The organism is Pseudomonas sp. IT-P100 (genome assembly GCF_949767185.1).
GTDB classification, from domain to species: Bacteria; Pseudomonadota; Gammaproteobacteria; order Pseudomonadales; family Pseudomonadaceae; genus Aquipseudomonas; species Aquipseudomonas fluorescens_B.
The window spans coordinates 19,178-43,260 of sequence record NZ_CATKQK010000014.1; the positions used below are offsets into that span (position 1 = coordinate 19,178).

At 56.8% G+C, this 24,083-nt stretch carries 21 protein-coding genes and 1 pseudogene; 18 read left to right on the plus strand and 4 right to left on the minus strand.

The window, feature by feature from the left end; genetic code table 11:
* Positions 1-84: 84 nt before the first annotated feature.
* From ACM6IQ_RS14185 to ACM6IQ_RS14255, 15 genes are all read left to right on the plus strand, one after another.
* Positions 85-972: a phospholipase gene (locus ACM6IQ_RS14185; protein WP_414879105.1), complete on the plus strand. Its 888-nt coding sequence runs from the start codon at positions 85-87 to the stop codon at positions 970-972.
* An 83-nt stretch (positions 973-1,055) separates the two neighbouring features.
* Positions 1,056-1,961: an AraC family transcriptional regulator gene (locus ACM6IQ_RS14190; RefSeq protein WP_017338729.1), complete on the plus strand. Its 906-nt coding sequence runs from the start codon at positions 1,056-1,058 to the stop codon at positions 1,959-1,961.
* Between the two features lie 252 nt (positions 1,962-2,213).
* A complete protein-coding gene (locus ACM6IQ_RS14195; protein ID WP_017338728.1) occupies positions 2,214-3,524 on the plus strand; it encodes an ABC transporter substrate-binding protein in 1,311 nt (436 codons plus the stop codon).
* A 143-nt stretch (positions 3,525-3,667) separates the two neighbouring features.
* A complete protein-coding gene (locus ACM6IQ_RS14200) occupies positions 3,668-4,594 on the plus strand; it encodes a carbohydrate ABC transporter permease (protein ID WP_414879106.1) in 927 nt (308 codons plus the stop codon).
* 10 nt (positions 4,595-4,604) lie between these two features.
* A complete protein-coding gene (locus ACM6IQ_RS14205; protein ID WP_007936731.1) occupies positions 4,605-5,435 on the plus strand; it encodes a carbohydrate ABC transporter permease in 831 nt (276 codons plus the stop codon).
* Positions 5,436-5,567: 132 nt separating this feature from the next.
* Positions 5,568-6,671: an ABC transporter ATP-binding protein gene (locus ACM6IQ_RS14210; RefSeq protein WP_414879107.1), complete on the plus strand. Its 1,104-nt coding sequence runs from the start codon at positions 5,568-5,570 to the stop codon at positions 6,669-6,671.
* Positions 6,672-6,687: 16 nt separating this feature from the next.
* The gene (locus ACM6IQ_RS14215) at positions 6,688-8,160 is read left to right on the plus strand and encodes a mannitol dehydrogenase family protein (protein ID WP_414879108.1); all 1,473 of its coding nucleotides are present in this window, start codon (positions 6,688-6,690) and stop codon (positions 8,158-8,160) included.
* 88 nt (positions 8,161-8,248) lie between these two features.
* On the plus strand, positions 8,249-9,745 hold the full coding sequence (gene xylB / locus ACM6IQ_RS14220) for a xylulokinase (RefSeq protein ID WP_414879109.1): 1,497 nt from the start codon (positions 8,249-8,251) through the stop codon (positions 9,743-9,745).
* A gap of 13 nt (positions 9,746-9,758) precedes the next feature.
* A complete protein-coding gene (locus ACM6IQ_RS14225; RefSeq protein ID WP_414879110.1) occupies positions 9,759-10,703 on the plus strand; it encodes a carbohydrate kinase family protein in 945 nt (314 codons plus the stop codon).
* A gap of 326 nt (positions 10,704-11,029) precedes the next feature.
* Positions 11,030-13,321 (plus strand): type VI secretion system tip protein TssI/VgrG, encoded by a 2,292-nt coding sequence (gene tssI, locus ACM6IQ_RS14230; RefSeq protein WP_414879111.1) that lies wholly within the window; start codon positions 11,030-11,032, stop codon positions 13,319-13,321.
* Positions 13,318-14,886 (plus strand): hypothetical protein, encoded by a 1,569-nt coding sequence (locus ACM6IQ_RS14235; RefSeq protein WP_414879112.1) that lies wholly within the window; start codon positions 13,318-13,320, stop codon positions 14,884-14,886. Before tssI ends, ACM6IQ_RS14235 begins: the two co-directional genes overlap by 4 nt.
* A gap of 2 nt (positions 14,887-14,888) precedes the next feature.
* Positions 14,889-15,830 carry a PoNe immunity protein domain-containing protein gene (locus ACM6IQ_RS14240; RefSeq protein WP_414879113.1) on the plus strand — a complete coding sequence of 314 codons (942 nt, stop codon included), beginning with the start codon at positions 14,889-14,891 and terminating at the stop codon, positions 15,828-15,830.
* 427 nt (positions 15,831-16,257) lie between these two features.
* Entirely contained in the window at positions 16,258-16,911 is a 654-nt protein-coding gene (locus ACM6IQ_RS14245) for a DUF2931 family protein (RefSeq protein ID WP_017338719.1), read from the plus strand.
* A 203-nt stretch (positions 16,912-17,114) separates the two neighbouring features.
* Complete coding sequence (locus ACM6IQ_RS14250; RefSeq protein ID WP_414879114.1) at positions 17,115-18,056, plus strand: PoNe immunity protein domain-containing protein; 942 nt, start codon at positions 17,115-17,117, stop codon at positions 18,054-18,056.
* Positions 18,057-18,338: 282 nt separating this feature from the next.
* Complete coding sequence (locus ACM6IQ_RS14255) at positions 18,339-18,848, plus strand: YcxB family protein (protein ID WP_414879115.1); 510 nt, start codon at positions 18,339-18,341, stop codon at positions 18,846-18,848.
* A 60-nt stretch (positions 18,849-18,908) separates the two neighbouring features.
* Here the strand turns inward: ACM6IQ_RS14255 and ACM6IQ_RS14260 are convergent, their stop codons facing one another.
* Entirely contained in the window at positions 18,909-19,205 is a 297-nt protein-coding gene (locus ACM6IQ_RS14260; RefSeq protein WP_414879116.1) for a hypothetical protein, read from the minus strand.
* A gap of 756 nt (positions 19,206-19,961) precedes the next feature.
* On the opposite strand from ACM6IQ_RS14260, the gene ACM6IQ_RS14265 reads away from it, so the two are divergent.
* Positions 19,962-20,228, plus strand: a complete 267-nt coding sequence (locus tag ACM6IQ_RS14265) for a DUF2790 domain-containing protein (protein WP_414879117.1) — start codon at positions 19,962-19,964, stop codon at positions 20,226-20,228.
* Between the two features lie 60 nt (positions 20,229-20,288).
* Here ACM6IQ_RS14265 and ACM6IQ_RS14270 read toward each other — a convergent pair whose 3' ends face one another.
* Positions 20,289-20,558 (minus strand): DUF1652 domain-containing protein, encoded by a 270-nt coding sequence (locus ACM6IQ_RS14270; RefSeq protein ID WP_414879118.1) that lies wholly within the window; start codon positions 20,556-20,558, stop codon positions 20,289-20,291.
* 309 nt (positions 20,559-20,867) lie between these two features.
* Here ACM6IQ_RS14270 and eco point away from each other — a divergent pair, with 309 nt between their 5' ends.
* Entirely contained in the window at positions 20,868-21,350 is a 483-nt protein-coding gene (gene eco, locus ACM6IQ_RS14275) for a serine protease inhibitor ecotin (protein ID WP_017338711.1), read from the plus strand.
* 74 nt (positions 21,351-21,424) lie between these two features.
* Here eco and ilvA read toward each other — a convergent pair.
* A pseudogene (ilvA, locus tag ACM6IQ_RS14280) lies at positions 21,425-22,420 on the minus strand (threonine ammonia-lyase, biosynthetic); the annotation flags it as partial.
* Positions 22,421-22,693: 273 nt separating this feature from the next.
* On the opposite strand from ilvA, the gene ACM6IQ_RS14285 reads away from it, so the two are divergent.
* The gene (locus ACM6IQ_RS14285; protein ID WP_017338709.1) at positions 22,694-23,029 is read left to right on the plus strand and encodes a DUF2834 domain-containing protein; all 336 of its coding nucleotides are present in this window, start codon (positions 22,694-22,696) and stop codon (positions 23,027-23,029) included.
* A 129-nt stretch (positions 23,030-23,158) separates the two neighbouring features.
* Here ACM6IQ_RS14285 and ACM6IQ_RS14290 read toward each other — a convergent pair whose 3' ends face one another.
* On the minus strand, positions 23,159-24,082 hold the full coding sequence (locus tag ACM6IQ_RS14290; protein WP_017338708.1) for a magnesium transporter CorA family protein: 924 nt from the start codon (positions 24,080-24,082) through the stop codon (positions 23,159-23,161).
* Position 24,083 lies beyond the last annotated feature (1 nt).

A 24,083-nucleotide genomic window follows, 5' to 3' on the forward strand; every position in this document is an offset into this window, starting at 1 on the left:
AATGTCGGACCGCACTTCTATGCTTGAAATTACATATATCCACTTCATCCCACGGACGGGCTGAAGTTACTATCAGGAAAGACAATGACCCAAGTTTTACAAGGCATTCTCGACAAAAAGAAATGGATGAGCAACGTTCTCGACATTGACCGTCTGAAGTTGACCGACTTAATCTGGCCCTGTACTCATAACAGCGGCATGGACAAAAAAGCCCCCAACTATGATGTTCTGATTGGCAACTGGACCACGTGTCAAAACGATTCATTTGCATGGCAGCTGGCCAACGGGGCACGGGCATTTGATATCCGTCTCGGTTACACCGAAGGGCACGATCAATCGATCTTCTACTTTCATCACAATGGCTATCAGTCCCATCGCGTTCTCGATGAGCTGATCGACGCGACATTGACGTTCCTTGATCAAAATCCGGATGAGTTCATCGTCTTCGACTTTCACCAAATGGGCGACGGCACAAAGCGCTTTGACCATAGGAAACTGAATGATCTGTTGGTGAATCGGCTCCGTCAGCGAGTCATACCGCCCTCCGACGCCAGGAAAACGGTGGGAGAACTCAAACGCATCAGTACCCGCCGCAGACTGGTACTGGCAGCGCACGTAGTGACGGGGCTGGACGATGATTACTTCTGGCCGCGCATTCCGCACAAATGGAGCGGCGATCGCTTCACTGACACAACGGAACTGCAACGCCACATTTCCAGCACCCTGCATGACGCGCCTTTCGAGACCTTTCTTTGGTCGTTGTCGGCCACCAGTTACGGTTTTCTGGGCGGGCCTCAGGACATCAAGAACCACATCAATGACTGGTTCAACCCGACCCGGGACTGGGTGACGCGTTGCAGCCTCATCAGCACCGACTTTTTCGACGAGTCAGATATCGTGCGTTATTGCTGGAGCGCCACCAGCATGAAGGCGGTTTATGGCAGCGCCTTGCATGAGCCCGTGGGGGCATGACACGGGTCAACATGCCGCAAGCTGGTAATGTCGGCCCCTAAAGAGGCATGATCAGGGCGCAATAACAAAAAAAGCGCCCTGATATGACCCGGACTGCCAGAGTCACCGATCCTTCCTACGAACTGATGGACGACCACAACGGATTGTCGATCATCTATCGCCAGCACGGCTTCCCCTGCCCCTTGGTGCGCTGGCATTTTCACAAGGAATACGAACTGCACCTGATCGTCGCCAGTTCCGGCAAGGTGTTCATTGGCGACTACATTGGCAATTTCTACCCGGAAACACTCTTTCTCACTGGCCCCAACCTGCCCCACAACTGGATCAGCCAGGTGGCCGAGGACGAAGTGGTGCCCAAGCGCGACATGCTGGTCAATTTCACCGACGAGTTGTTCGAGAGTGGCCATCAGGTGTTTACCGAGCTCAAGTCGCTTGCGCCCTTGCTGGAGCGTGCCCAATACGGCATCGAGTTTCGCTGCAAACGCACCATCCGCCAGGCCATGACCTTGATGCAGCGCATTGCCGACACCCAGGGCGTCACCCGGCTCGGGCACTTTTTCATTTTGCTGGAGTTGCTCGCCGCTTCCGACGATTACCAACTGCTGTCCGGTGCGACAACCCCGCAACTGGCGGACGAACACAACATCGATCGCACTAACCGGGCGGTGGATTACATCTTTGCCCACTACGCCCGTGAACTGCCGCTGGAGGAAGTCGCCGAGCACCTGGGCATGAAGCCGACGTACTTCAGCCGCGTGTTCAAACAGGCCACCGGGCGCTGCTTCATCGAGTTCGTCAACCGCCTGCGCATCAGCAAGTCCTGCGAGCTGCTGGCCGATGGCGATAAACCGGTGACCGATGTGTGTTTCGAGTCGGGCTTCAACAACATTTCCAATTTCAACCGACGCTTTCAGCAATTGAAAGGCATGACGCCCTCGCACTATCGGCGGTTGGCGGTGCAGCGGTTGACCGAGCAGAATCTGGGCTAGCACATGCAACCCTGTGGGTGCGGCGTGGAAGCCAGAACCTGTACGTATTCGATAGCGCCAGACCGCTGAAAAGCCCTTCCCTTCGTTTGCTTCTGCAAACGCCAGTGCAAAATAGTATCGATTCAAGTGCGATGAATGATTTGTCTCATCCTCAATTGAAGGCTGTAATCAGCGCACATTCTTCCTGCCTCGGAAGACACAAAAACAATAACTGTCCTTCTGTCCCCACCGGGTGCAGAAAAGGAGTGCACGATGCAACCTTCGGTAAAAGCTCTGCTAGCCCTCACCTGCATGACCCTCAGCAGCGTCAGCCTCGGCGCGCAAACCCTGACCATCGCCACCGTCAACAACAGCGACATGATCCGCATGCAAAAGCTCTCGAAGACCTTCGAAGCCGAGCACCCGGACATCAAGCTCAATTGGGTGGTGCTCGAAGAAAACGTCCTGCGCCAACGCCTGACTACCGACATCGCCACTCAGGGCGGGCAGTTCGATGTGCTGACCATCGGCATGTACGAAGCGGCACTCTGGGGCGCCAAGGGTTGGCTGGAACCGATGAAGGATTTGCCCGCCACTTACGATCTCGACGACGTTTTCCCGTCGGTACGTGAAGGTTTGTCGGTCAAGGGTTCGCTGTATGCCCTGCCGTTCTACGCCGAAAGCTCCATCACTTATTACCGCACCGACCTGTTCAAGGAAGCCGGGCTGACCATGCCCGAGCGCCCGACCTGGGAACAGATCGGCGAATTCGCCGGCAAACTCACCCATAAAGACAAAGAGCAGTACGGCATCTGCCTGCGCGGCAAGGCCGGCTGGGGCGAGAACATGGCGCTGATCACCACTATCGCCAACGCCTATGGCGCACGCTGGTTCGATGAGAAATGGCAGCCTGAATTCACCGGCCCCGAGTGGAAAAACGCGCTGAACTTCTACGTCGACACCATGAAGAATTCCGGCCCGCCGGGCGCGTCGAGCAACGGCTTCAACGAAAACCTGGCGCTGTTCAACAGTGGCAAGTGCGCGATCTGGGTCGATGCCAGCGTGGCCGGCTCGTTCGTCACCGACAAGACCCAGAGCAAAGTCAGCGAACACGTGGGATTCACCTACGCGCCGCACCAGACCACCGATAAAGGCTCGGCCTGGCTCTATTCCTGGGCGCTGGCAATTCCGACCAGCTCCAAGGCCAAGGACGCGGCAAAAACCTTCAGCGCCTGGGCGACTTCCAAGGAATACGGCGCACTGGTTGCAGCAAAGGACGGCATCGCCAACGTGCCACCAGGCACTCGGGCCTCGACCTACAGCGACGCCTACATGAGCGCCGCACCGTTCGCCAAGGTAACCCTGGAATCGCTGAAAGCGGCGGACCCGAGCAAACCGACGCTAAAGCCCGTGCCGTACATCGGCATTCAACTGGTGACCATTCCTGAGTTCCAGGGCATTGGCACCCAGGTTGGCAAGTCGTTCTCGGCCGCGCTGATCGGCCAGACCACGGTCGATCAGGCCCTGACCGCCGCCCAGCAAACCACCGAACGTGAGATGAAGCGCGCGGGTTATCCCAAGTAACCCCACCATTTCAATGTGGGAGCGAGCCTGCTCGCGATGAGGCCATGACATTCAACATCAGTGTTGGCTGATAAATCGCTATCGCGAGCAGGCTCGCTCCCACAGTTGATCTTCATCGTCTGTTCCCAATCGGTTTTAACGCCATGAATACTTCAACTGCCAAAGCTCACATGGACTTTCCCCAGCCGGTGCGTAAAAGCCGGTTGGCCAATCCCGGCTGGTTTCTGGTCAGCCCCTCGGTGGCGTTGTTGCTGCTGTGGATGATCGTGCCGCTCGGCATGACGCTGTATTTTTCGATGATCCGCTACAACCTGCTCAATCCTGGTGAAAACGAGTTCGTGGGACTGGAGAACTTCACCTACTTCCTGACGGACTCCGGTTTCATGCCCGGTGCCACCAACACCTTGTTGCTGGTAGGTAGCGTGCTGTTGATCAGCGTGGTGTTCGGGGTATTGATCAGCGCGTTGCTGGAGGCCAGTGAGTTTCTCGGTCGCGGCATCGTGCGGGTGATGTTGATCTCGCCGTTCTTCATCATGCCCACCGTCGGTGCGCTGATCTGGAAAAACCTGATTTTCCACCCGGTGTCGGGGATTCTCGCCTATGTCTGGAAACTCTTCGGTGCACAACCGGTGGACTGGCTGGCGCATTACCCGCTGCTGTCGATCATCATCATTGTCTCGTGGCAATGGCTGCCCTTCGCGATCCTGATTCTGATGACCGCCATGCAGTCTCTCGACCAGGAACAGAAAGAAGCCGCGCGCCTCGATGGCGCCGGGCCCATCGCGATCTTCTGGCACCTGACCCTGCCACACCTGGCGCGTCCCATCGCCGTGGTGGTGATGATCGAAACCATCTTCCTGCTCTCGGTGTTCGCCGAAATCTTCACCACCACCAACGGAGGCCCCGGCTATGCCTCGACCAACCTCGCCTACCTGATCTACAACCAGGCGCTGGTGCAGTTCGACGTCGGCATGGCGTCCGCCGGCGGTTTGATTGCGGTGGTGATCGCCAACATCGCGGCCATCGTGCTGGTGCGGATGATCGGCAAAAACCTGACAGACAAAGCCTGAGGCCTGCGCCATGACCCTTCAACAATCCCGTCGCCTGCAAAGCCTGCTGCTTGGCACCCTGGCCTGGGCCATCGCGATCCTGATCTTCTTCCCGATTTTCTGGATGGTGCTGACCAGCTTCAAAACCGAGATCGACGCGTTCGCCACGCCGCCGCAGTTCATCTTCACGCCGACGCTGGAGAACTACCTGCACATCAACGAGCGCAGCGATTACTTCAGTTTTGCCTGGAACTCGGTGGTGATCTCCTTCAGCGCCACGGCCCTGTGCCTGCTGATCGCGGTGCCTGCAGCCTACTCGATGGCGTTCTACGAAACCCAGCGCACCAAAGGCACACTGCTGTGGATGCTCTCCACCAAGATGCTGCCGCCGGTGGGCGTGCTGATGCCGATCTACTTGCTGGCCAAGAGCTTTGGCCTGCTCGACACGCGGATCGCGCTGATCGTGATCTACACGCTGATCAACCTGCCGATCGTGGTCTGGATGATTTACACCTACTTCAAGGACATCCCCAAAGACATCCTCGAAGCCGCACGCCTCGACGGCGCCACGCTGTGGCAGGAAATGGTCCGGGTGCTGTTGCCGATCGCCAAGGGCGGTCTGGCTTCCACAGTGCTGCTGTCGTTGATCCTGTGCTGGAACGAGGCGTTCTGGTCGTTGAACCTGACCTCGTCGAAAGCCGCGCCACTGACCGCGCTGATCGCTTCGTACTCAAGTCCCGAAGGCCTGTTCTGGGCCAAGTTGTCGGCGGTGTCCACGCTGGCCTGCGCGCCGATCCTGATCTTCGGCTGGATCAGCCAGAAACAACTGGTCCGCGGCCTGTCGTTTGGTGCAGTGAAATGAACATTGAAAAGCAAAAGATCGCAGCCTTCGGCAGCTCCTGCGCGGGACGTCGTATCGGCATAAATCTCCTGTAGGAGCTGCCGCAGGCTGCGATCTTTTGATCTTAAAAATAACAAGCGGAGGCCCACCACCATGGCTAACCTGAAAATCAAGAATCTGCAAAAAGGCTTTGAAGGCTTTTCCATCATCAAAGGCATCGACCTGGAAGTGAACGACAAGGAATTCGTGGTCTTCGTCGGCCCGTCAGGCTGCGGTAAATCCACGCTGCTGCGGTTGATCGCCGGCCTGGAAGAAGTCAGCGGCGGCACCATCGAACTCGATGGCCGCGACATCACCGAAGTCAGCCCGGCCAAGCGAGACCTGGCGATGGTGTTCCAGACCTACGCCCTGTACCCGCACATGAGCGTGCGCAAAAACATGTCGTTCGCCCTCGATCTGGCGGGCGTACCCAAAGCCGAAGTCGAGAAAAAAGTCGGCGAAGCGGCGCGTATCCTCGAGCTCGGGCCGATGCTGGAGCGCAAACCGAAACAGCTGTCGGGCGGCCAGCGTCAACGCGTGGCCATCGGCCGCGCCATCGTGCGCAACCCGAAAATCTTCCTGTTCGACGAACCGCTGTCCAACCTTGATGCTGCCCTGCGCGTGCAGATGCGTCTGGAACTGCTGCGCCTGCACAAGGAGCTGCAAGCCACGATGATCTACGTGACTCACGACCAGGTGGAAGCCATGACCATGGCCGACAAAGTGGTGGTGTTGAATGGCGGCAAGATCGAACAGGTCGGTTCGCCACTGGATCTGTATCACCAGCCGGCCAACCTTTTTGTCGCAGGCTTTCTCGGCACGCCGAAAATGGGCTTCCTCAAGGCCAAAGTCACCCGTGTCGACAGCCAAAGCTGCGAAGTGGCGCTCGATGCCGGCACCCGCATCACCTTGCCATTGAGCGGCGCCAACCTGAGCGTCGGCGGCGCGGTGACCCTGGGCATTCGCCCGGAACATCTGGAACTGGCGCAAACCGGCGACTGTACCTTGCAAGTCACCGCCGACGTCAGCGAGCGCCTGGGCAGCGACACCTTCTGCCACGTGCTGACCGCGTCCGGTGAAGCGCTAACCATGCGCGTTCGCGGCGACCTCGCCAGCCGCTACGGCGAAACCCTGAGCCTGCACCTGGACGCCGAGCACTGCCATTTATTCGATGCCGACGGCGTGGCGTTGACCCGTCCGTTGCGCGCTGCGGCCTGACTTCAGAGAGCCTGTGATGAAACTCAATAAACAGAACCTGCAGCACCTCGCACCCGAAGTGGTCCTGCCCGCCTACGCCCTGAGCGACACCCGCCAAGGCATCGCGCACATCGGCGTCGGCGGTTTTCACCGCGCCCATCAGGCGTATTACACCGACGCCTTGATGAACACGGGCGAAGGCCTGGACTGGGCGATTTGCGGCGTCGGCCTGCGCGCTGAAGATCGCCGCGCCCGGGATGATCTGAAGGAGCAGGATTACCTGTTCACCCTGTTTGAACTCGGTGACACCGACGACACCGAAGTCCGGGTCATCGGCGCGATCCGCGACATGCTGCTGGCCGAGGACGGCGCGCAAGCGCTGATCGACAAACTCGCCAGTCCCGAGATCCGTATCGTCTCGCTGACCATCACCGAAGGCGGTTACTGCATCGACGACAGCAACGGCGAATTCATGGCCCACCTGCCGCAGATCCAGCACGATCTGGCGCACCCGGACTCGCCGAAAACGGTGTTCGGTTTCCTCTGTGCCGCGTTGGCCAAACGCCGCGCAGCCAGCATCCCGGCGTTCACCTTGATGTCCTGCGATAACCTGCCGCACAACGGCGCAGTCACTCGCAAAGCCCTGCTGGCCTTCGCCGCTTTACGCGATACGGACTTGCGCGACTGGATCGCCGGGCACGTGAGCTTTCCGAATGCCATGGTGGACCGCATCACGCCAATGACCAGCACCGAACACAAGCTGCAATTGCACGACAAGCATGCCGTCGACGATGCCTGGCCGGTGGTCTGCGAGCCGTTTGTGCAGTGGGTGCTGGAAGACAGGTTCGTCAACGGGCGTCCGGCCTGGGAGAAGGTCGGCGTGCAATTCACCGATGATGTGACGCCGTACGAAGAGATGAAAATCAAACTGCTCAACGGCAGTCACCTGGCACTGACGTATCTCGGGTTCCTGAAGGGATATCGCTTTGTTCACGAGACCATGAACGACCCCCTGTTTGTGCGCTACATGCGCGCCTACATGGACCTGGACGTGACACCGCAGCTGTCGTCCGTTCCCGGGATCGACCTGACCGAGTACAAGAACACACTGGTCGAGCGTTTCTCCAATCAGGCGATTGCCGATCAGCTGGAGCGAGTGTGTTCGGACGGTTCGTCGAAGTTTCCGAAGTTCACCATTCCGACGATCAACCGACTGATTGCCGATGGCCGGGAGACCAAACGTGCGGCGTTGGTCGTGGCGGCCTGGGCGTTGTATTTGAAGGGGGTGGATGAGAATGGTGATACCTACTCGATTCCCGATCCACGCGCCGCGTTTTGCCAGGCGCTGGTGGCGGATAATGCGTTGATTACCCAGCGGTTACTGGCGGTGGAGGAAATTTTTGGCTCGGCGATTCCGCATTCAGCCGAGTTTGTGGCGGCGTTTGAATGGTGCTGCAATAGCTTGCGAGAGGTGGGTGTGACGCGGACGCTGGAGCGGGTGCTGGCTTAATGGTGAAACTACTGCCCTCGATGGCTGCCTGACAGCCTCCCGACAGGTTGAATACGCTGATATCGAACTGACACAGCAAGGACCGCCCATGGCAAACCAACAATTATTCCTCGGCATCGACTGCGGCACCCAAGGCACCAAAGCCATCGTCCTCGATGCGGTCAGCGGTCGGGTCCTCGGCCAGGGCGCCGCCGCGCATACGTTGATCAGCGGCACCAATGGCCGCCGCGAGCAGGACACATCGCAATGGCTTGAAGCGTTCACTTCAGCGACTCGCCGAGCCTTGCTTGCTGCCAACGTCGACGGCCAGCAGATCCTCGGCATTGGCGTCTCCGGCCAGCAACACGGTCTGGTCCTGCTCGACGATCAAGGCCAAGTGCTACGCCCCGCCAAACTCTGGTGCGACACAGAAACTACCGCGGAAAACGACCGCCTGCTCGCTCATCTCGGCGGCGAAAAAGGCTCGCTGGAACGCCTCGGCGTGCTCATCGCACCAGGTTACACGGTGTCAAAACTGCTTTGGACCAAAGAACAGTACCCGGAGGTTTTTTCCCGGATCGCCCGCATCCTGTTACCCCACGACTACCTCAACCATTGGCTCACGGGCCGCAGTTGCAGCGAGTACGGCGACGCCTCGGGCACCGGTTATTTCAACGTGCGCACTCGCCAGTGGGACTTGCAACTGTTGCGCGACATCGACCCCAGCGGGCGTTTGCAAGCCGCGCTGCCGGAGCTGATCGACGCCCATCAAGCGGTCGGCACGCTCCTGCCGGACATCGCCGAACACTTGGGCATCAACCCCGAGGCGCTGGTGTCCAGCGGCGGTGGCGACAACATGATGGGCGCCATCGGCACCGGTAACATCCGACCCGGCGCGATCACCATGAGCCTCGGTTCCTCAGGCACGGTGTATGCCTATGCTGATCAACCCAAAGTCAGCCCGGACGCCTCGGTCGCGACGTTCTGTGCCTCCAGCGGTGGCTGGTTGCCGCTGATCTGCACCATGAACCTGACCAACGCCACCGGGATGATTCGAGATTTGTTCGCGCTGGATATCGAGCAATTCAACCACCTCGTTGCGCAAGCGCCGATCGGCGCCGAAGGCGTGTGCATGCTGCCGTTTCTCAACGGCGAACGCGTCCCCGCCCTGCCCCATGCCACCGGCAGTTTGCTCGGCTTGACCATGACGAACCTGACGCAAGCCAACCTGTGTCGCGCCGTGGTCGAAGGCACGACGTTCGGTTTGCGTTACGGGCTGGACCTGCTGCGCCAGAATGGCTTACAAAGCCTGCGCATCTGCCTGATCGGCGGCGGCTCGAAAAGTCCGGTATGGCGGCAGATCGTCGCCGACATCATGAACACTCCGGTGATCTGCACCGAACAAAGCGAAGCCGCCGCCCTCGGCGCGGCGATTCAGGCCGCGTGGTGCAAATCCTGGGCAAACGGCCACGAAGACAGCCTGGCGGACCTGTGCGAGCGTTGCGTGAAGCTCGACCTCGCCAGCGAAACCTTGCCGATCGCAGCAAACGTGGCAGCCTGTCAGCAGGCCTATGAACGCTATCAACAGCATGTCGCAACCCTTTAGAGAGTGAACAACTATGTACCTGGTGTGTGGCGAAGCGCTGTTCGATTTCTTCAGTGAAGACGACGCCAGCGGCCTGGCTTCAACAGTGAATTTCAAGGCGATTGCCGGTGGCTCGCCGTTCAACGTCGCGGTCGGTTTGCGCCGGCTCGGTGTGGATGCGGCGCTGTTTGCCGGGTTATCGACCGACTACCTTGGCCGGCGTTTGCAGCAAGTGTTGCGAAATGAAGGTGTGCGTGCGGATTACCTGGTGGATTTCGCGGCACCGACCACCCTTGCGATGGTCGCGGTCGGCGCCAATGGCTCGCCGCATTATAGTTTTCGTGGCGAAGGCTGCGCGGACCGACAGTTGAAACCGGAACATCTGCCGCAACTGGGCGCGGAAGTGCGCGGCTTGCACATCGGCTCGTTCTCGCTGGTGGTGCAGCCGATTGCCGACACGTTGCTGGCCTTGGTCCAGCGCGAGAGTGGCAAGCGTCTGATCAGTCTCGATCCCAACGTGCGACTCAATCCTGAACCGAACATCGATCTCTGGCGTACGCGCGTGGCCACGCTGGTCGTGCTGGCCGACCTGATCAAAGTCAGCGATGAGGACTTGAGCCTGTTATATCCCGAGCAGGATCCGCAGCGAGTGATTGAAGGCTGGTTGCAGCATCGCTGTCAGTTGGTATTCCTGACCCGTGGTGGCGAGGGTGCGACGGTGTTCAGCCGCCACCATGGCTCGTGGTCGGTGCCGGCCTGTTCGGTGAAGATTGCCGACACCGTGGGGGCTGGCGATACGTTCCAGGCGGCGTTGATTACGTGGTTGACCGAGCATCATCTGGATTCGGTGGAAGGTGTGCAATCGCTTGCGCGCGAGCAGATCGACGAGATGTTGAAGTTCGCGGTGCAGGCGGCGGCGCTGACGTGCAGCAAGACCGGGCCGGATTTGCCATATCGGCAGCAGTTGAATTTGCGCTGAATGTGAGGGCCTCATCGCTAGCAGGTTAGCTGCTCCCACATTGAATCGATACCGAATACAAAATCTGTGTTCACCGAAGATCTACTGTGGGCGCTAGCCTGCTAGCGATGGCTTTCTGTCAGGCGCTGAAAACGAATGCGTGCACCGGCAAAGAAGCGTTCGCCCGCCCGGCCAACGAAAACGCCCGTTTCCATTGGCCTGAACTGCGCCATTAAGGGTTTCCCCGATGCTGCCCTGCCTCACCGCCTACGGCATTTGCGCCTTGAACCAGCAGGTTTAATCCTGCACCATCCGCATCTGCTTATCCAAAGGACGGAATTCAAGGCATGCTGGACGCAAACGCAACCCATATTTCCCTCACGCTGGAAGGCGTTTCCGTTGACCTTCAGGTACTCAGTTTCGTCGGTCGCGAAGCCCTCAATCAGCCCTTCTGTTTTGACATCGAACTGGTCAGCGCAAGCCCCGACCTGAAGCTCGAAGAGTTGCTGCACAAGCGCGGCTGCCTGACCTTCGGCGCCACCGGCAAAGGCATCATTCACGGGCTGGTCTATCGCATCGAGCAAGGCGACTCCGGCAAAAGCCTGACCCGCTACAGCATCAGCCTGGTGCCGCAACTGGCGTACCTGCGGCATAACCATGACCAGCAGATCTTCCAGCACTTGACGGTGCCGAAGATCATCGCCCAGGTGCTCGAAGCCCGTGGCATCCTCGCCGACGCCTACAGCTTCCAGCTCGGCGCGATCTACCCGGAGCGCGTCTACTGCGTGCAGTACGACGAATCCGACCTGCATTTCATCCAGCGCCTGTGCGAAGAAGAAGGCATCCACTTCCATTTCCAGCACAGCAGCAGCGGCCACAAACTGGTATTCGGCGACGACCAGACGGTGTTCCGCAAACTGGCGCCCGTGGCCTATCAGCAAGACTCGGGCATGGCCGCCGAGAAACCGGTGATCAAGCGCTTCAACCTGCGCCTGGAAACCCGCACCACCCGCGTCAGTCGTCGCGATTACGATTTCGAAAAACCCCGCATCCTCCCGGAAGGCGCAGCTTCCAGCGCATTCTCCCCGGACCTGGAAGACTACGACTACCCCGGCCGTTTCACCGACCGTGCCCGCGGCAAGCAATTGGCAACCCGCGCCCTTGAGCGCCACCGTAGCGACTACAAACTCGCGGAAGGCAAAGGCGATCAACCGACACTGGTCAGCGGCCACTTCATGGCCCTGAGCGAACACCCGCGCGCCGAATGGAACGACCTCTGGCTGCTGCTGGAAGTGGTCCACGAAGGCAAACAACCGCAAGTGCTGGGCGAAAACGTCACCAGCGACGTCACCCAGAACAAAGACGATTTCCATCAGGGCTACCGCAACCGCTTCCTCGCCACGCCGTGGGACGCGCACTACCGCCCTGCCCTCGAACACCCGAAACCGCAAGTCCTCGGCAGCCAGACCGCCATCGTTACCGGCCCGCCCGGCGAAGAGATTCACTGCGACGAGTACGGCCGCGTCAAAGTGCAATTCCACTGGGACCGCGACGGCCAGGCCAACGACAAGACCAGCTGCTGGCTGCGCGTCGCCACCGGCTGGGCCGGCAGCGCCTACGGCGGCATTGCCATCCCCCGCGTAGGCATGGAAGTGCTCGTCACCTTCCTCGAAGGCGACCCCGACCAACCGCTGATCACCGGCTGCCTGTACCACAAGGAAAACGTCGTCCCCTACGACCTGCCGGCGAACAAAACCCGCAGCACCTTCAAGACCCTCAGCTCCCCGGGCGGCAAGGGCTACAACGAATTTCGCATCGAAGACAAAAAAGGCGCGGAACAGATCTACCTGCACGCCCAGCGCGACTGGGATGAGAACATCGAGCACGACCAGAAAATCCGCATCGGCAACGAGCGGCATGACACGGTTGAGGCCAAGGTTTTCAGTGAGTTCAAGGTTGAAGAGCACCGGATCACGCATCTGGATCGCAAGACTGAAGCGCGGGCGGACGATCACCTGACTGTGGGCGTGACTCAGCATGTGAAGGTGGGGACGGCGCAGTTCGTAGAAGCTGGGCAGGAGATTCACTATAACGCCGGCAACAAGGTCGTGGTTGAAGGCGGAATGGAACTGACGGCCAAGGCTGGGGGGAGTTTCGTCAAGGTCGATGCGGGTGGCGTGACCATTAGTGGTGCTGAGGTGAAAGCCAACTCGGGGGGTGCGCCGGGTGTGGGAACAGGGATTGGAATCCTTGCTCCGCTTATTCCGGGCCTCGCCGCTGCCGATATCGCCGGGCAGCTGATGAAACAAGCCAAGGCCAATCCGACCTGGCTGGAATTGAACCTGCATTACGACAACCTTGAGCCGGTGCCGGGTGCGTCGTATCGCGTTGACTTTGCAGACGGGTCCACGCGTGAAGGCGTGCTGGATGACGACGGCTTCGCCCGGTTGGAGGACGTCCCGAAAGGACCGGCCAAGGTTTACTACGGCGAGGATCCAAGGCCGTTCAACCGTGAAAGCGTAACGGTGGTGCAGAACTCGGACGAAAAGGTTAACGAAGATTTACGCAAGCTCGGTCTGGACCCGGACCTGGTTGATTTACAAGCATTGGTGGAGAAAGCCGCAGGGAGGCTGACATGAGCGAGGCAGTAGCTGAGAGCGCAAACGACGGAGGCGAAGACCGTAGCGCCGCCTATCAAGAGGCCGCGGTTGAACTGGCCAAAGGCATCGCGCTCGGCGCCGTGCCATTTCTAGGTCAAGCCATCGACGCCTACGACACGATCGAATCCTCCATCGTCCTCTACAACGCAGAGTCGACGGATGGCAAGGAAGACGCACAATTTGACCTGTTGATGGCCGTCATCGGCTGGGTGCCCGGCCCGGGTGACGGCCTGAAGAAGAGCTTGCGAATCGTCAACAAAGACCCGCAACGCTACGCCCCGGTGTTGTTCGACCTGCTTCGCTTCGTACTGCAAGAGTGCGGAGTTAAAACCAGCCCGGAAGAACTGCTCAAACAGATATTCGATGCAGGAAAACTGCGTGCTGAACTCGACGAGATCATTACCGGCGTGAAAGGCTCCTCTACATTCCAGAGCCTTCCTAACTGGGCGAAAACATCCGTCGTCACCGTCCTCGCCGCCTCCCGCGACAACATGCCGGCCATGGTGGGGATTGTTGAGAAGCGGTTGGTTAAATGGAAAGGGATGCAGCGTAATAGTTCTGCAGCCTCCTCCGGATCAAGCCACCCGAAAAAAGCGGAAAAGCCTGCCAGCAAAGACTCGGCTGTTGCGGCAAATGGCACCGAGGGTGCGAGCGGCACCCATTCCAACCAGGTTGAAGCCTCCAAAGTTGGCCTTCAGGCGCCTGCCAGTATTTTGAATGAAGGGCTGGGGGTTAGTGGGGAGCACATCGCCGACTACATCTGCGCGGTGGAGTTTGGCTGGGGCAAGGATTGGGATGGGCATGATAAGGGGGCGGATGGGAAGTGGCTTGAGGGTGTGCCGAGTGCGAGTAAATCGGGGAAGCTTTCTGCGGGTGGGAGTCCTAAGGCGAAGCACGTTCTCTACAAACTGTCTGATGGCGCTAACGGAACGGGGATAGATGCGGTTTGGCGAGCGAACCCGGCCAATAATGGCGGCGAAAAATTTGCCATTGTTGAGGCGAAGGCGAGTAAAGATGAAGATGCGCCGAAATTTATGCGTAAGCCGAACAATACGCGTAAACCTGGAATTGGTTCGAGACTAGGGGTGTCTGGCTTGACTGACCCGAGCGAACTATTAGAACCTATTGACAGTGATGGAGCTGATACTACCAAGGGAAAGAAAAACAAAATAAGCACTGGGAAAAATAACCCCAAGACAACTAAAGGTGAAACTCACGCGCCTAAGAAAGACAAAAGAGTAGTGGTACAAATGAGCGACCAATGGATTGAAGATAATTTGGAGAAAGCCGTTTCTGGTATTTTTTTGTATGGCCAAGTAATTAACTCCTACAGTCGCCATTTATTTTACACACCTCTATATCATGAAAGCCTAAGCCCGAAAGAACATGCCAGCGCCCGACTTAATAACACCGAAGAATCCGCTCATCAAAACCACAAAGCCTTTCACTATGCTGAACAGGAAGTTAAAGCCTTCGTTAACAAGCGTAAAAAATCGCTAATCAAAAAACATGGTGCGTTAGATTCGCTTAAGCTGGAGGCATAAAAATGATCAGAAGACAGAAATTTTATAGCGAAAACCATTACAAAAATTTCTTGAGAGAACATGACGAAGTAACAGAATTCTTCAAAACAAATACATTTAAATCAGACGCGCCCGAAGGCGAAGCAACACTGCGCTCAAGATTTTTCCAGCGCTTAGCACTCCGTAAGCTGACCGCTGCATACACTGCAGGAGAGGAAATAGCCTCTCTCGTGCCCCTGCTGGAAGATCTCGTTGACAAGTACGAAATCAGACAGGCAAAACTAGCGCAATCGGAACATTCTACGGATATATCGCCACTCTCGATAGACGACTGGCCACACGAATATGAAGAGTGCGTACAAGTAATCGGCTTTTGTATCCTGCTACATCGCACAGATCTGCTTAAGCGGTTCGTGAAATTAATAGACGGCGCGGGATATGCAGGCGACGATACGCTATACGAAGACTTACTCTGCAAAGTCCTGCCTGGCAGGCATGATATAGATCAGTGGTATCACGATGTTTATTCGCCTTTAGTCCAAGCGATTTATGCTAAAACGAAAGAAGAGGCGACCAAGTATCTAAAAAAGTATTGCAGCCAATGGTACCCAGCTTTCAAACAAGCTCCTTGGCATGACACTCACCATCAGGGTGAGGAAGGAAACTATGTAGGTTATTGGGCTATCGAAGCAGGAGCCATTGCGTTCCTATATGGCATAGACGACAGCAAAATCGATCACATGGTCTACCCAAAGGACCTAGTCGAATATGCGAGGAACTACCGAGCCACAGATCCATCCCAAGTTGCGCGCGTAGACGCGGGCAAGGTTTGCCCTAAAGCGGGTTACTGGTTTACACCAGCACAGGCCAACTCTCGTCGCTACTTCGAGCAGAGCGAAATCATGCCGACCATCCGCGACTCGAAATGGGGCGATACTATTTGGTATTGGTCGGGAGAAGAATAGACCCTGTATAACTCCGCTCAGTGTTCATTCGTGACCCTGAGCGAAGAAGCGTTGCGGCAGATCGCGACTATGGCCCGTCGGAAACGGTCATCCATAAAATCACAAATATTTAAGCCAGTGCATTTTTCAGAAACGGACGTCGAACTCAACTCATGGAACTTCATTCCACCATAACCCCCGCACTTACCCAGTCCCGATTGGCTGGTGCCGCTTCCATCGCATCCGCGCCAGATCTGGAAGATCTACGCCTACGCTCAGGGGAAAAGCAAAACAGCTGGGCTAACCTCGCAAGAGGAGGAAGTGCTGTTCCAGCGTTATGTTCATATCTCCGATAACTGGAACGCCGCTAAAAGTCGAAATAATAGCGATCTGAATATCGTCTTCATTAATCGACCAGACGAAAACTCTGTGCGCACGGTGCATCCTAATGAGTAATTCTATCCGTATCGCTCTTGTCGTTTTTCTGCTCAGTGGCTGCACATTTGCTAGCAGTAGCTCAATGCCTTACAAAGCATGGACTCTGGGGTTCTCGGCTCCTGATTACATGGAGGTCTGGATCGAAACAGCCGATGTCGTCGACATTCAGGACCATGTGTTTCAACGTGCGGCGAGTGGCATCGCGTCAATGCAAGCACCTCCCAATAACGCCGGCAATCCACGTGGTTGGCCGAAAAGAGGGCCTGCCGGAGGCGGAAAACGTGTGACAGGGGCGGACTTGCCCCAACAGATCTATGTCCGCTGGCAATCGCTGGTCGAACCGCAAACCTACCTGATGGTGATAAAAATCCCCGAAGCCACTCGAGAGATCATGCGCAAGGGGGAGAAAGTGTTCTGCGCGGCCGATGGGAAATGGATCACAGGTTATCGTGATTCAATCGGCATAAGGCTGGTCCCAGGAGGTATCGCCAGAGTCTGGGTAGGCGGCCCTTGCATGACACCGATCGAGGTGACTACGGTAAAAGCCGTGATTGATCCGCGTGGCCCGTATGAAGGTAAGTCTGGTGGTCACCACCGGCCCCTTTCAGCGGCTTCCAAAGCCTATGTCGAGAAGTTTGGTGTGCCGTACGACTCTTGGAAGTAGGTCAGAGCTGGCCCTTTAAGTACCCTGTATGCGAAGGGGGAACCTCGTCCGAATTGTTGAGAAGCGGTTGGTTAAATGGAAAGGGATGCAGCGTAATAGTTCTGCAGCCTCCTCCGGATCAAGCCACCCGAAAAAAGCGGAAAAAATCCTTAGCCAAAAAATACGGCGTATTAGGTTCTCTGAAAATTGACGCGTGACCGAAAATGAAAAAACGACAAAAATTTTTTAGTGAAACCCACTACAAAAACTTCCAAAAAGAGCATGGCGAAGTACTCGAATTTTTGAAGACAAACACTTTTGAATCCGACTCTCCCGAGGAAGAAGCAGCACTTCGTTCAAGGCATTTGCAAAGGCTTGCACTGGACAGACTTTTTGCTGCTTACACGGCAGGGGAAGAAATAGTTTATTTAATACCTCTGCTTGACGATCTTATTGAAAAATACGAAATAAGACAGACCAAGTTACAGGAGCACGAAAACCTTCCTGATATATCCCCACTAGCAATTGACGACTGGCCTTACCAATATGAAGAATGCGTGCAGGTCATAGGTTTTTGTATATTACTACACCGCACAGACCTACTTAAACGCTTTGTAACGTTAATAGACAACGCGGGATATGCTGGTGATGACACTCTATATGAAGATCTACTTACCAAGTTGCTGCCCAACAGGCACGATGTTGATCAGTGGTTTCACGATCTCTACTCGCCTTTAGTTCAGGCAATCTATGCAGACAGCAAAGAGGAGGCAGCCAAGTTTCTTAAAAAATATTGCAGCCAATGGTATCCCGCATTTAAACAAGCACCATGGCACGACTTGCATCTACAAGGAGAAAATGGAAATTACGTCGGATACTGGGCAATAGAGGCGGGAGCTATTGCATTTCTGTACGGCATAGACGACAGCAAAATAGACCATATGGTTTATCCGAAAGCTTTGGTCGAATATGCTAGAAACTATAAGGGTGCATTGGGCTCACAGACTAATCGAGTTGTTGCCGGTGACCCCTGCAGTAAAACGGGCTATTGGTTCACACCGGCTCAAGCAAACTCAAGACGCCACTTCCAGCAAGGTGAAACTATGCCGAGCATCAGTGACTCGAAGTGGGGAGATACACTTTGGTATTGGTCGGGCGAAGAATAGACCCTGTATAACTCCGCTCAGTGTTCATTCGTGACCCTGAGCGAAGAAGCGTTGCGGCAGATTGCGACTATGGCCCGTCGGAAACGGTCATCCATAAAATCACAAATATTTAAGCCAGTGCCTTTTTCAGAAACGGACGTCGAACTCAACTCATGGAACTTCATTTCACCATACCCCCCGCACTTACCCAGTCCCGATTGGCTGAACTGCTGGAGCGCGAAATGCTCAAGCATGATCAGCAGATAGGCAAACGAACGTTGGCAGGACCGCCTGCTCTCGCCTTTGCTGTTTGTCCTGTGCCTTCTTGCCGGCGCGCTTACAATCTATTTGCCTGATCGCCGGCTCACAACCGAGAAGGTCATTTCCGTAGCTCTGTTCGGGGTGATTTTGGTCCCACTCTGGTGGTTCGGCGCTAGTCGTCTTCTGCGCTATTTGCGTGATCGAATTGCCGTCAACCGTACCAAGTCGCGTACAACTTTTCGCGGACTGAACCAGCACCTTATCGAAGCCAGGTTGCGCACAAACCTTAAAGCTGCTGAAGGAGCTTATCGCCTTCAACTCGATGACCAAGGTTTCACCGTGATCAGGCCCAAGGGCATCAAGAGCGGTTTAGCGTGGGGACAAATTGTGCGAGTGAGGGAGAAGCACGATTTCTATCTGGTTGCTTGTGCCGAACTGGATCGTACGGGGAAGGCATACCTCATCCCCAAACACAGCGATGCGATGGACGCGGAACAGTATCAACAAGGCTTGAAACTGTTTTTAAGCAGAGTGCCCGCCCCCGCCGAATGAAGGTTGGCGAGGCTTCAAAGCCTGCCCACAGGAGGCAGGCTAATGTTTGCAGCTACAGCTTCAGATTGGCGCCTTCCAACTCAACATCCGTTGCTGAGCAACCTTCAGCAAATCGCAACCGTCCTGCGTCAGCAGATAAAGCGCGTGGGTGATGTGCGGAATGTCTTGCACGTCACCGTCTTTGAAACACTGGATATGGAGCGTTTCCAGTAAATCACTGGAGGCGCGGATGCGCTGGAGGGCGGCTTCGAGGATGTCTTGGGGGTTGGCTTCTGTGTCGATGATCAAGGGGGATGAGGCGGTGACGCTGCTTTTGATTGGACGGTAGCGATCGGGGAAAGGATTTATCGTTGGCATAGTAATTACTCGAGTATTAGTTAGTAATCGCCAGCACCGTGACCAAACGATGGAGGCGGCTGTGTACAGGCTTGGTCAACCGGTAACACTCAAACGGCTCGCCCGAAGGCGTCCTGCACACAGCCACCATTGCAACGCACTGCAAGACTCAAAAGTCCGCGGCGCGAATGATCGCACATCTATGCACAAGTGTTATCAGGTGACCAAACCTGTTCGCTGATTTTGCAGCGAGCCCAAACAGTAATCGCAACGCCCCATCTGCCGGAAGTCGACAAAGCATCCATCCTTGTAGGACGAAGCCGAAGCTATCAACGATTCTTACCCCAACGAATCGCCTGACAGGGTATCCCCACAGAACGGGTAAAGATGTTCACTCAAGCGCGGGTACCCACATTTGTGGCGAGGGGATTCATCCCCGTTCGGCTGCGAAGCAGTCGCCAATCCGAACAATCCAGTCTTTTGGCCGGAATGCTGGGGCCGCTTCGCGACCCAACGGGGCGGTGCGACGTTTCGCTGAATCCCCTCGCCACAGGTTTCTTGCCTGCCTGAAGATTTTCTGTTTCTTGTCTGCCTGAAAATTTTCTTAAGTGAAAGCATTACACACGACAGACGGCCTTCAGCCCGGTTAACCATCGCTTAACGCTGCGGTCCAAAACTTTACTGGACCGCACGCCCTCAGGTTCTTCTGACGCCCAGTGCGGCAGGCTCGACGCCCGTTACGTCGAGCTGACTTTCCGTCTGCACTGGAGATCGCTCATGAACATGCGCACTTTGCTGGTTACCGCCGCCCTCGCCTGCACCGGGTTTGCCGGGCTGGCCCAGGCCAACACCACCGCTTCTTCGCAAGCGGTGCCCTATGAATACGGCATGCCGCTGCACGTCACCAAGGTGGTTGCGCTGACCGAACCTTCTACCCTGGAATGCAAAGTCATCACGGCGGACATGAAGTACATCGATGCGGCAGGCAAACCCGCAGAGATCACGTATCGCAAACTGTCCGATGCGTGCAGTTATCAGAATTGATCAGAAACAACGAGCGCGGGTCTGGCGTTATTGCCAGACCCGGAATGTGACGACGGCGAGTTAAAGCGCTTGCCTGTCGGGGTGCAGCGTCTGGGTGTTGGCCTGATGCTCCATGTCGGAGCGCAATTCATTGATCAGGTCTTTTATTTCCCGACATCCATTGAGCGAATTGGCATCGATGCCTGTTTTCAGTAGTTCCAATTGATCGGTTTCACCGTCCGAATACACCTTGACGGTCATTTTCAGGTCCGGCGAGAGCGTGCATTGACAACGTTTCGGCAGAAAACTGCATTCTACGATGTTGCGGAGTTCCAAGGCAGAAAGAAACATGGCGACCCTCTCCTGAGTGTGAGACAGCCCATCAAACAGCGAACACTGACTCTGTAAAAAAACCGGTCAGCTTTAAGGAACAGCTACAGCATAAAACATGCCTGGTATTTCGCCCTGCAGCTCATCGGCAAATCAATGGTTTAGCCAACTCGCCTGCAAACAGCCTCATGCAATATGCAAGAAAGCCGGTTTCGGGCGATGCAAATTGCAATTTTGGCGAGGACCGGTTTGCATTGACGACGCACGACAGTAAAAATGCGGCCGTTTTATCCAGTATCCGCTGACCCTACTCACACGCAAGGAGGCATCATGGGTTCATTGACCTGCATCACTACCGTTGGGCTGATAGTTGCCGGACTCTCGACCGTCGCTCACGCGGCGAAACTTGAAGACGTTGCCCCCTTCCCCAAGCCCGAAAGCGGCTTTACACGGCAAGTCATTCACCTGGCGCCACAGGAGCAGGAAGGCAACTACCAGGTCGAGATTCTTGCCGGCAAGACCTTGACCGTGGACTGCAATCGTCAGCGCCTGGGCGGCATGCTCGATGAGAAGAACCTCGAGGGATGGGGCTACCCGTTCTACCGCCTGGAAAAAGTGATCGGCCCGATGAGTACGCTGATGGCCTGTCCCGATGGCAAAAGCAAACAGGACTTCGTCCCGGTGGTCGGCGACGGCTTCATGTTGCGCTACAACAGTAAGCTGCCGATCGTGCTTTACGTGCCCAAGGACGTTGAGGTCCGTTATCGGGTCTGGTCGGCGTCCAGCAAGGTCGAAAAGGCTGTTCAGGAATAACCATCAAATGCAAAACCTGTGGGAGATTGGGTGATTGCTTGGCCTCCTGCGCCCGCTCACGCCGGGGCGCCGCTCAATGCGGCGCGTTCGGCGACATGGCGCAAGCTGTCGAAGTTGATGTTGGCGCCGGAATCAATGGCCACCAACGTTTGACCACGCACGCCCGTCTGCGCCACGTACTTTTTAATGCCCGCCACGGCCAACGCGCCGGAAGGTTCGGTGATCGAGCGGGTATCGTCGTAGATGTTCTTGATCGCGGCACAGAGTTCGTCGTTGCTGACGGTCAGCACCTCGTCGACGCAAAACCGGCAGACTTCGAAACCATGAGCGCCGATCTGCGCCACGGCGACGCCATCGGCGAATGTGCCTACGTTCGGCAGGACGATACGCTCGCCGGCCTTTAGGGCGGCCAACAGACTCGCGGAATGTTCCGACTCGACGCCGATGATGCGGACTTCTGGGCGCAGGTATTTGACATACGCGGCGATGCCCGCGATCAGACCGCCACCGCCCACCGGCACGAAGATCGCGTCAAGCGGCCCTTGGTGCTGACGAAGGATTTCCATGGCGACGGTGCCCTGCCCCGCGATCACGTCCGGGTCGTCGAAGGGCGAGACGAAGGTGCGGCCCGTCTGCTCTGCCAGGTTCAAGGCGTAAGCCAAGGCAAACGGAAAACTCTCCCCGTGCAGCACGGCATCGGCGCCCCGGCTGCGGACCCCGACCACCTTCAATTCCGGCGTTGTGGCGGGCATGACGATGGTCGCGGCAATCCCTAACTCACGCGCTGCCAGCGCCACGCCTTGTGCATGATTGCCGGCAGACGCGGTGATCACGCCACGGGCCTTTTGCGCGTCGCTCAGTTGCACCAGTTTGTTGTAGGCGCCACGGATCTTGAAGGAAAAGGTTGGCTGCAGATCCTCGCGTTTCAACAGGATCTGGTTGCCCAAGGCTTCCGACAATGCCGGCGCCGCTTGCAATGGCGTGCGCACCGCCAGTTCGTACACGGGCGCAGCAAGGATCTTTTTGACGTAGTGCTCCAGCAGGGTTTGCTGGGCGGGTGTGCTATCCATGGTCGTCTCCTGTTGGACACGGCAGCTCCTACGCCGTGTGTTGGTTTAAAACCCTGGAGACAGAAAGTAAAAACCCGCCTCTAGGGCGGGTTGGGTGCTGCAGTCGTGAGCTAGCCCGCCAAATGAGGAATGGCGGTAATAATGCTTGGCTGGCAGCGCAATACGGTGGAAGTCATGTCTGGAAATTAGCCGGGCGCCGAGGGCAAGTCAATGGTCAATTTCCTGCGGCTTCTGTAGGCTCGTGATTCTGCTCATTGTCCAAGGAAGGAAACCATGAAGGCTGTCGCCCTGCCCCTGATTGCCCTGCTCGCTTTCGCCGGCTACACCGTTTCGGTGATGCTCCAGGCCGAACAGTCGTTGATCGAGTTTGGCATCAGCCTGATGTCGCGGCCTGATACGGCGCAGGTGGTGGTTGATCTGTACCTGCTGGCGACGCTGGCCGGGGTTTGGATGTACACGGATGCGCGTAAACGCGGGCGGTCGGCATTGTCCGTCATTCCCTATCTTTTGCTTACTGCGGTTTTTGTGTCGGTTGGGCCGTTGTTGTATCTCGTGGTTCGTGGGTTGCAGGACAGAAAAAAGTCTGTCGACGCCGAACAAGTGGCCTGATTCGGGATTCGTGGGGTTAATGAAATAGCTATCGCGAGCAGGCTCGCTCCCACAGGGGATCTGTGTTTATCACCCCGACGACTGTGGGAGACCGGCTTGCCGGCGAAGGCGGCATCCCTGACGCCAAGTTCATTTCGCCAACCGCCGGAGCCCCAACACCATCACCCCCGCCCCCAGCATCATCGCCGTCAGAAACAACGGGTACGACACCCACCACGGCGTGCCCGCCGTCATCATGCTGAACTCGGACATGCCGCCGATGCTCGCAATCAGGTTCAGCGGCAGGAACACCACGTTGATCAGTGTCAGTTTGCGCAGCAGGTTGTTCATGCTGTTGTTCATCAGGTTGCCCCGGGCATCGATCAGCCCGGAGAACACCGTGGAGTAGATTTCCGCCTGTTTGTAGCACTGGTTGTTTTCGATGATCAGGTCGTCGATCAGGCCGATGGCTTCGGCGCTGAAACGCTGTTTTTCCGCGTGGTTGCGTAGCCGGGTCAGGACCGCGCCGTTGCTGTGGATCGCGTTGATGTAATAGATCAGGCTTTCGCTGAGGTTGAACATCTGGATCAGGTGCTGGTTTTGCATCGACGCGTTGAATTTTTGCTGCAACTCCCGCGCGACCAGTTTGATCACCTTGAGGTGGCCCAGGTAGTGATGGATGTTGTTGAACAGCAGGTCGAGCAATACATCCAGTGGCGTGTTCAACTTCTGCCGGGTGCCGAGCCCGTGCAGCGGCGAATCGTCGGTGGCGATCACCAGCAAACGCTGGTCACAAAACAGCAAACCGCAGGACGACACTTCGAACGCCAGGCTGCCTGCGCCGGAATAGTTTTCCGGACGCTTCCAGATCAGGAACAAATTGTCGGGGTGAAACTCGATCCGCGACACCTCGTCCGGGTCCAGCGCCGAGGCCAGCGCGTGTTCATCGAGCTTGAAATGGCTGTGCAGCAAGTCGCGCTCGGCCGCGTCGGGGTTGCTGAACAGCATCACTTCGGCGTCCAGGCGTTCGACCGCCTGCAGCGCACCGTGGGTCAGTTGAAAGCTCTTGATCATC

Excerpts from the sequence above, each read along its gene's own strand:
- ACM6IQ_RS14185 (WP_414879105.1), top strand. The coding sequence starts at position 85 with ATGACCCAAGTTTTACAAGGCATTCTCGACAAAAAGAAATGGATGAGC.
- ACM6IQ_RS14190 (WP_017338729.1), top strand. The coding sequence starts at position 1,056 with ATGACCCGGACTGCCAGAGTCACCGATCCTTCCTACGAACTGATGGAC.
- ACM6IQ_RS14195 (WP_017338728.1), top strand. The coding sequence starts at position 2,214 with ATGCAACCTTCGGTAAAAGCTCTGCTAGCCCTCACCTGCATGACCCTC.
- ACM6IQ_RS14200 (WP_414879106.1), top strand. The coding sequence starts at position 3,668 with ATGAATACTTCAACTGCCAAAGCTCACATGGACTTTCCCCAGCCGGTG.
- ACM6IQ_RS14205 (WP_007936731.1), top strand. The coding sequence starts at position 4,605 with ATGACCCTTCAACAATCCCGTCGCCTGCAAAGCCTGCTGCTTGGCACC.
- ACM6IQ_RS14210 (WP_414879107.1), top strand. The coding sequence starts at position 5,568 with ATGGCTAACCTGAAAATCAAGAATCTGCAAAAAGGCTTTGAAGGCTTT.
- ACM6IQ_RS14215 (WP_414879108.1), top strand. The coding sequence starts at position 6,688 with ATGAAACTCAATAAACAGAACCTGCAGCACCTCGCACCCGAAGTGGTC.
- xylB (WP_414879109.1), top strand. The coding sequence starts at position 8,249 with ATGGCAAACCAACAATTATTCCTCGGCATCGACTGCGGCACCCAAGGC.
- ACM6IQ_RS14225 (WP_414879110.1), top strand. The coding sequence starts at position 9,759 with ATGTACCTGGTGTGTGGCGAAGCGCTGTTCGATTTCTTCAGTGAAGAC.
- tssI (WP_414879111.1), top strand. The coding sequence starts at position 11,030 with ATGCTGGACGCAAACGCAACCCATATTTCCCTCACGCTGGAAGGCGTT.
- ACM6IQ_RS14235 (WP_414879112.1), top strand. The coding sequence starts at position 13,318 with ATGAGCGAGGCAGTAGCTGAGAGCGCAAACGACGGAGGCGAAGACCGT.
- ACM6IQ_RS14240 (WP_414879113.1), top strand. The coding sequence starts at position 14,889 with ATGATCAGAAGACAGAAATTTTATAGCGAAAACCATTACAAAAATTTC.
- ACM6IQ_RS14245 (WP_017338719.1), top strand. The coding sequence starts at position 16,258 with ATGAGTAATTCTATCCGTATCGCTCTTGTCGTTTTTCTGCTCAGTGGC.
- ACM6IQ_RS14250 (WP_414879114.1), top strand. The coding sequence starts at position 17,115 with ATGAAAAAACGACAAAAATTTTTTAGTGAAACCCACTACAAAAACTTC.
- ACM6IQ_RS14260 (WP_414879116.1), bottom strand. The coding sequence starts at position 19,205 with ATGCCAACGATAAATCCTTTCCCCGATCGCTACCGTCCAATCAAAAGC.
- ACM6IQ_RS14265 (WP_414879117.1), top strand. The coding sequence starts at position 19,962 with ATGAACATGCGCACTTTGCTGGTTACCGCCGCCCTCGCCTGCACCGGG.
- ACM6IQ_RS14270 (WP_414879118.1), bottom strand. The coding sequence starts at position 20,558 with ATGTTTCTTTCTGCCTTGGAACTCCGCAACATCGTAGAATGCAGTTTT.
- eco (WP_017338711.1), top strand. The coding sequence starts at position 20,868 with ATGGGTTCATTGACCTGCATCACTACCGTTGGGCTGATAGTTGCCGGA.
- ACM6IQ_RS14285 (WP_017338709.1), top strand. The coding sequence starts at position 22,694 with ATGAAGGCTGTCGCCCTGCCCCTGATTGCCCTGCTCGCTTTCGCCGGC.
- ACM6IQ_RS14290 (WP_017338708.1), bottom strand. The coding sequence starts at position 24,082 with ATGATCAAGAGCTTTCAACTGACCCACGGTGCGCTGCAGGCGGTCGAA.